The sequence below is a fragment of the Slackia sp. genome, from assembly GCF_977041755.1.
In genome coordinates this window covers 1-4,662 of the sequence record NZ_CDRRGL010000218.1, presented here as the reverse complement: position 1 = coordinate 4,662, position 4,662 = coordinate 1, and the positions used below count along the sequence as shown (strand labels likewise).

General features: G+C 57.1%; 3 protein-coding genes and 1 tRNA gene. All 4 read right to left on the bottom strand.

Annotated features, from left to right (window positions below; translation table 11 throughout):
* Positions 1-714: 714 nt before the first annotated feature.
* A complete protein-coding gene (tyrS, locus tag ACWI8T_RS09695; RefSeq protein WP_281668817.1) occupies positions 715-1,932 on the bottom strand; it encodes a tyrosine--tRNA ligase in 1,218 nt (405 codons plus the stop codon).
* A 63-nt stretch (positions 1,933-1,995) separates the two neighbouring features.
* Positions 1,996-2,071: transfer RNA gene (locus tag ACWI8T_RS09690), tRNA-Ala, on the bottom strand.
* Between the two features lie 86 nt (positions 2,072-2,157).
* A complete protein-coding gene (locus ACWI8T_RS09685) occupies positions 2,158-3,039 on the bottom strand; it encodes a P-loop NTPase (protein WP_449138799.1) in 882 nt (293 codons plus the stop codon).
* 183 nt (positions 3,040-3,222) lie between these two features.
* On the bottom strand, positions 3,223-4,662 hold a 1,440-nt coding region (locus ACWI8T_RS09680; RefSeq protein ID WP_449138798.1), incomplete at its 5' end, for a transglycosylase domain-containing protein.

Here is a 4,662-nt window from a genome sequence, read left to right as displayed (position 1 = left end):
CCGCTTGGCGCAAGATTGAATACTACCTTGCGCGCTCGGCCGTGTCAAGAACTTTTTTCAGAAAGTTTTTCCCGGCCGTCCCGCGGGCCGCGGGGCGCCCCGCCCTCCGGGCTTCGGCCCTTCGCGGCGGCGAGTTCGGTATTATACGCGCCCCCGGCGCGGCGCGGGCGGGAAACCCGCCCGCACACAGGATGCCGACAACTCCAGCGCGGCGGAGCGGAAGGATGGCGGGGGATTTCGGATGGGAGGGCGGCATCGGGCTGGCGCTTCGCCCCGCCCCGCATGCGAGGTCGCACGCATCCAGCTGCCTATATATAGGCAGGAAGATCGGCCGCGCCTTCAGGCCGGAAGTCTTCCGTGCCGCCATGCAAGCCGCGCCTCCCCTGTCGCCGGCTTTCCCTGTTCGCTTCCGCCAAGCTTCTCGCGGAGGGGGTAGCCTCCCGAAAGAAGAACGGCCGCCTCCGGGCCCGCCCGCCTTCCGCGCGGGCAATCCCCTCGGCGACCGCCCCTAGTCGATTCTCTATGTCAGAGGGTTTCCATCATTTCGATATTGAAGAAGCTAAGGCGCGACCGCCTATTCGAATGCTCAAGCATTTCCACCGCGTCCGATCCTACACATGTATGCCGAACCGCCCCTGGCCTCGTTCTTAAAACCAAAAAGAAGACAGCTGCCGACGCAGCCCTCTTCTTGAATCGTTATATATGGAGGCAATCTTATGCAAGCTTGAAGAACTTCTTCTTGCCAACCTGAACCTCAGCGCCCTTCAAGGATTCAGGCGCGAGATTATACGATTTCGCGGCAAGCGCCTCGCCGTTTACGCGAACCGCGCCTTCGTCGATAAGACGACGTGCGGCCGAAACGCTTTGTGCGGCGCCCGCGTCAACGATGACCTTCGCAAAGTAAACCATGCCGTCTTCGCCCGGCGTGAGATCGGCATCGAAAACAGGAGCGTCGGCCGGGAAGCCATGGGCTTTAAACTTCAAGTCGAAATCGGCCTCGGCGGCCTCGGCGGCAGCTTCGTCATAGTAGGCAGCAACAATATTGCGAGCCAATGCGCGCTTCACTTTGTTGGGATGAAGCTCGTCGGCGGCAAGGCCCGCCTCAATCTCGTCGATCTTCGCAACGCTCTCGGTCGAAGCAAGACGATAGTACTTCACCATAAGTTCGTCAGGGATGTTCATAACCTTGCCGAACATATCGTTGGGCTCATCGGTCAGACCAATATAGTTGCCGTAGCTCTTCGACATCTTGCGCACGCCATCGGTGCCCTCGAGGAGCGGAAGAGTGAGGGCAACCTGCGGCTCCATGCCCATCTTCTCCATGAGCTCACGGCCGGCAAGCAAGTTGAACAGCTGATCGGAACCACCAATTTCGACATCGGCCTTAATAACGACCGAGTCGTATGCCTGCATAACGGGATACAGGAACTCGTGCAGCGCGATGGGCAAACCGCCCGTGTAACGCTTATGGAAGTCGTCGCGCTCAAGAATACGAGCAACCGTAAAGTTGCTGATAAGCTTGAGCAGGTCTTCCATCTTCAAATCGAGAATCCACTCAGAGTTATAGCGAAGCGTGGTTTTCTCTGGATCAAGAATCTTGAACGCCTGGTCAACGTAGGTTTGCGCATTCACCGCAATTTGCTCGCGCGTAAGCTGCGGACGAGTGGAGTTGCGGCCCGAGGGATCGCCGATAAGGGCGGTACCGTCGCCAATGATGAGCGTGACATGATGGCCCAAATCTTGGAATTGACGAAGCTTGCGCAACGGAACGGCATGGCCAAGATGAATATCGGGCGCCGTAGGGTCAACGCCAAGTTTGATATTCAAAGCCGTGCCACGCTTGAGTTTTTCGAGCAACAAGTCCTGCGGAACGATAGTGTCGGTACCGGACTGAATGATGTGGAGCTGTTCTTCGGGAGTTATCGAACTCATCCCCTTCGACTATCGCGGATACTAAAAGAGGCGAACACTCTCGTGCTCGCCTCTTGTGAATTCTGGTGGAGCCTAGGGGGATCGAACCCCTGACCTCATGGCTGCCAGCCATGCGCTCTCCCAGCTGAGCTAAGGCCCCGTGTGCGCTTCGTCTATTCAAGGCGCGTTCATGTATTATACGCATCCCTTAATACAGGTCAAGCGACAATTTTAAGAAAAAACGACCTACTCCGCAGCTGCATCGCCTTCGACATGCTCAGGCAACGCCTCAAGAGCATCGATGATCGGCTTAAGAGCGCCCTTAACATCGTAGGCAGGAATATTGCCCGCATCGACAAGCGCCGCGACGGCCGGATCCATGGGCAGCGTAGCGTACGCGGGAATGCTGTACTTCTTCGCTACTTCTTCGCCCTGAGGCTCGCCGAAAATAAAATGACGCTTGTGGCACTCGTCACACTCAAAGTAGGCCATGTTCTCGACAAGGCCGAGCACGCTCACGCCCATCTCCTGGGCAAGATTCACCGCTTTGCCGACAATCATGCCGACAAGTTCCTGCGGAGCAGAAACGGTGACGATACCGTCGAGGGGCATCTGCTGAAACACTGTAAGCAGCGTGTCGCTCGTGCCCGGAGGCATGTCAATAAGCAAATAATCGAGATCGCCCCAGTTAACCTGATTGAAGAATTGGGTCAAAATGCCCGTAACCACGGGGCCGCGCCACGCAACCGGCATGTCGTCTTGGGGAAGCAGCAGATTAGTGGAAATAATTTTCACACCTTCAGCGCCAATGCCAGGATTCATGCCGTTTTGATCGGCGCAAAGCGGGCCTTTCGCGCCAAAGGCCTTCGGGATAGACGGACCCGTAACGTCGGCGTCCATGATGCCGACCTTCTTGCCTGCGCGCATAAGCTCGGAAGCAAGCAAGCACGTAACCGACGTTTTGCCCACGCCGCCTTTGCCGCTCACAACACCGATAACCTTTTTAAAGCTCGACACAGAATTGGGGGCAAGCTTCGAGGGCGCCGCGCGCTCTCCGCACGGCGCAGAACATGAGCCGCAATTATGCGAGCATGTATCGGGAGTTTGGTTCGTAGTATCGTCGGCCATTTCTTCCTTCTTTCTTCAGGTTGCCACCGGCATCGTCCAACCCCCTTGAACCCCGCTGAAACGGAATGCCGGCATGTAGCTTCGTTGCGATAATAGCACTTTATTCCCGAAATAGAATAACGCCAGCCATGGTCGGCTGGCGTTACTGATGCAGTTGATGTCATTTAGGTTTATTTGGTCACGCTACCCAGCGGTATCGGTTCCACTCGAACCACCCGCCGTTCCAGACCCGGGTGTTGAAGACGACCCTGGGTCGGGAGCAGTAGTGCCGCCTCCCGTGGCGCCTCCCGGCGTTTCGCCCGTGGCGCCTCCCGGCGTTTCGCCCGTGGTGCCTCCCGTGGTGCCTCCCGGCGTTTCACCAGCGATGCCTCCCGCGGTTCCACCCGGAGTTTCTTCGGGGGTTTCCTCGGTAGTCCCCTCGGTCGCTTCCTCTTCCTTCTTCTCCTTCTCCTCGTCCTCGTCTTCGGACTTGCCGCCGCCCTTATACGCGGAATTATAGTTCGGAGCAGAAGCCGACTTGAAGTCTTCGTTCGGCTGACCCTGCAGGCAGGCGCTTATGAGATCACGCCATATCTCTTGGCACCACGTGTTCGTTTCAAGCTGAACGCTGTTGTCGCGCGAGCCCGTCCATACGGCGCAAGAGAGTTGCGGCGTGTAACCAACGAACCACAAATCGTGCCAATCGTCGGTCGTGCCCGTTTTGCCGGCAGCGATTTGGCCCGAAGGCAAAGCCGCAGCATTCGCGGTGCCGTACGAAGCGTTATAGATAACGCCCTCAAGCACCTGGGTTACCGCATATGCCACGGAGTCGGTGATGACCTGCTTGCCCTCAACACCAGCGGTGTTGTCGACGAGCACGTTACCAGACCTATCGGTCACCTTCATGATACCCGTGGGGTCGCGATGCACGCCACCTGCGGCAAACGTGCCATAGGCGCCTGCCATTTGGGTGGTGTTGGCGTTGTAGACACCGAGGGTAATCGTTGGAGCAGTGCCGAGGTTGTCGCCGTCGAGGCCTAGACGCTCGGCCACCGATTTCACCGATTCGGGCGTAACGCCGCTCGACGTGTCGGTAATAAGGCGTATGAAACCGGTGTTCGACGAAACGGCAGTCATGTTCGCGATCGAAAGGCTGCCATAGTTCTGCTTGCCATAGTTGTAGATTTTCGAACCATTGACTTCAACTGGGCCATTGCAATTCATATACGTCGTTTGCGGGTTGATGCCCTTTTCAATGGCATCGGTAATCGTAAACGCTTTGAATGTCGAGCCCGTTTGGGTACCCGAGTTGCTCGTGGCGATGTTGTACTGGTCGGCATCGTAATCTTTGCCGCCGATCATGGCCTTAATGAAGCCCGTATTGGGATCGACAAGCGTGAGTGCGAATTCCTGGTTGCTGGCCGCAAGGCGCCCGGAATCGTACTGCTTCTGCACGGCGGCTTCGGCGTAGCCCTGCATTTCGGGGTCGATGGTGGTCACAATTTGCAAACCGCCCTGGAAGACCTGCTCATGATCGTAAGTCTCAAGAATCTGATCGCGCACATAGCTGGTGAAGTACTTATAGAGGTACACACCATTCGTGCCGGTTTCCTCTTGAACGTTGAGGTTCAAGTCTTCGGCCTT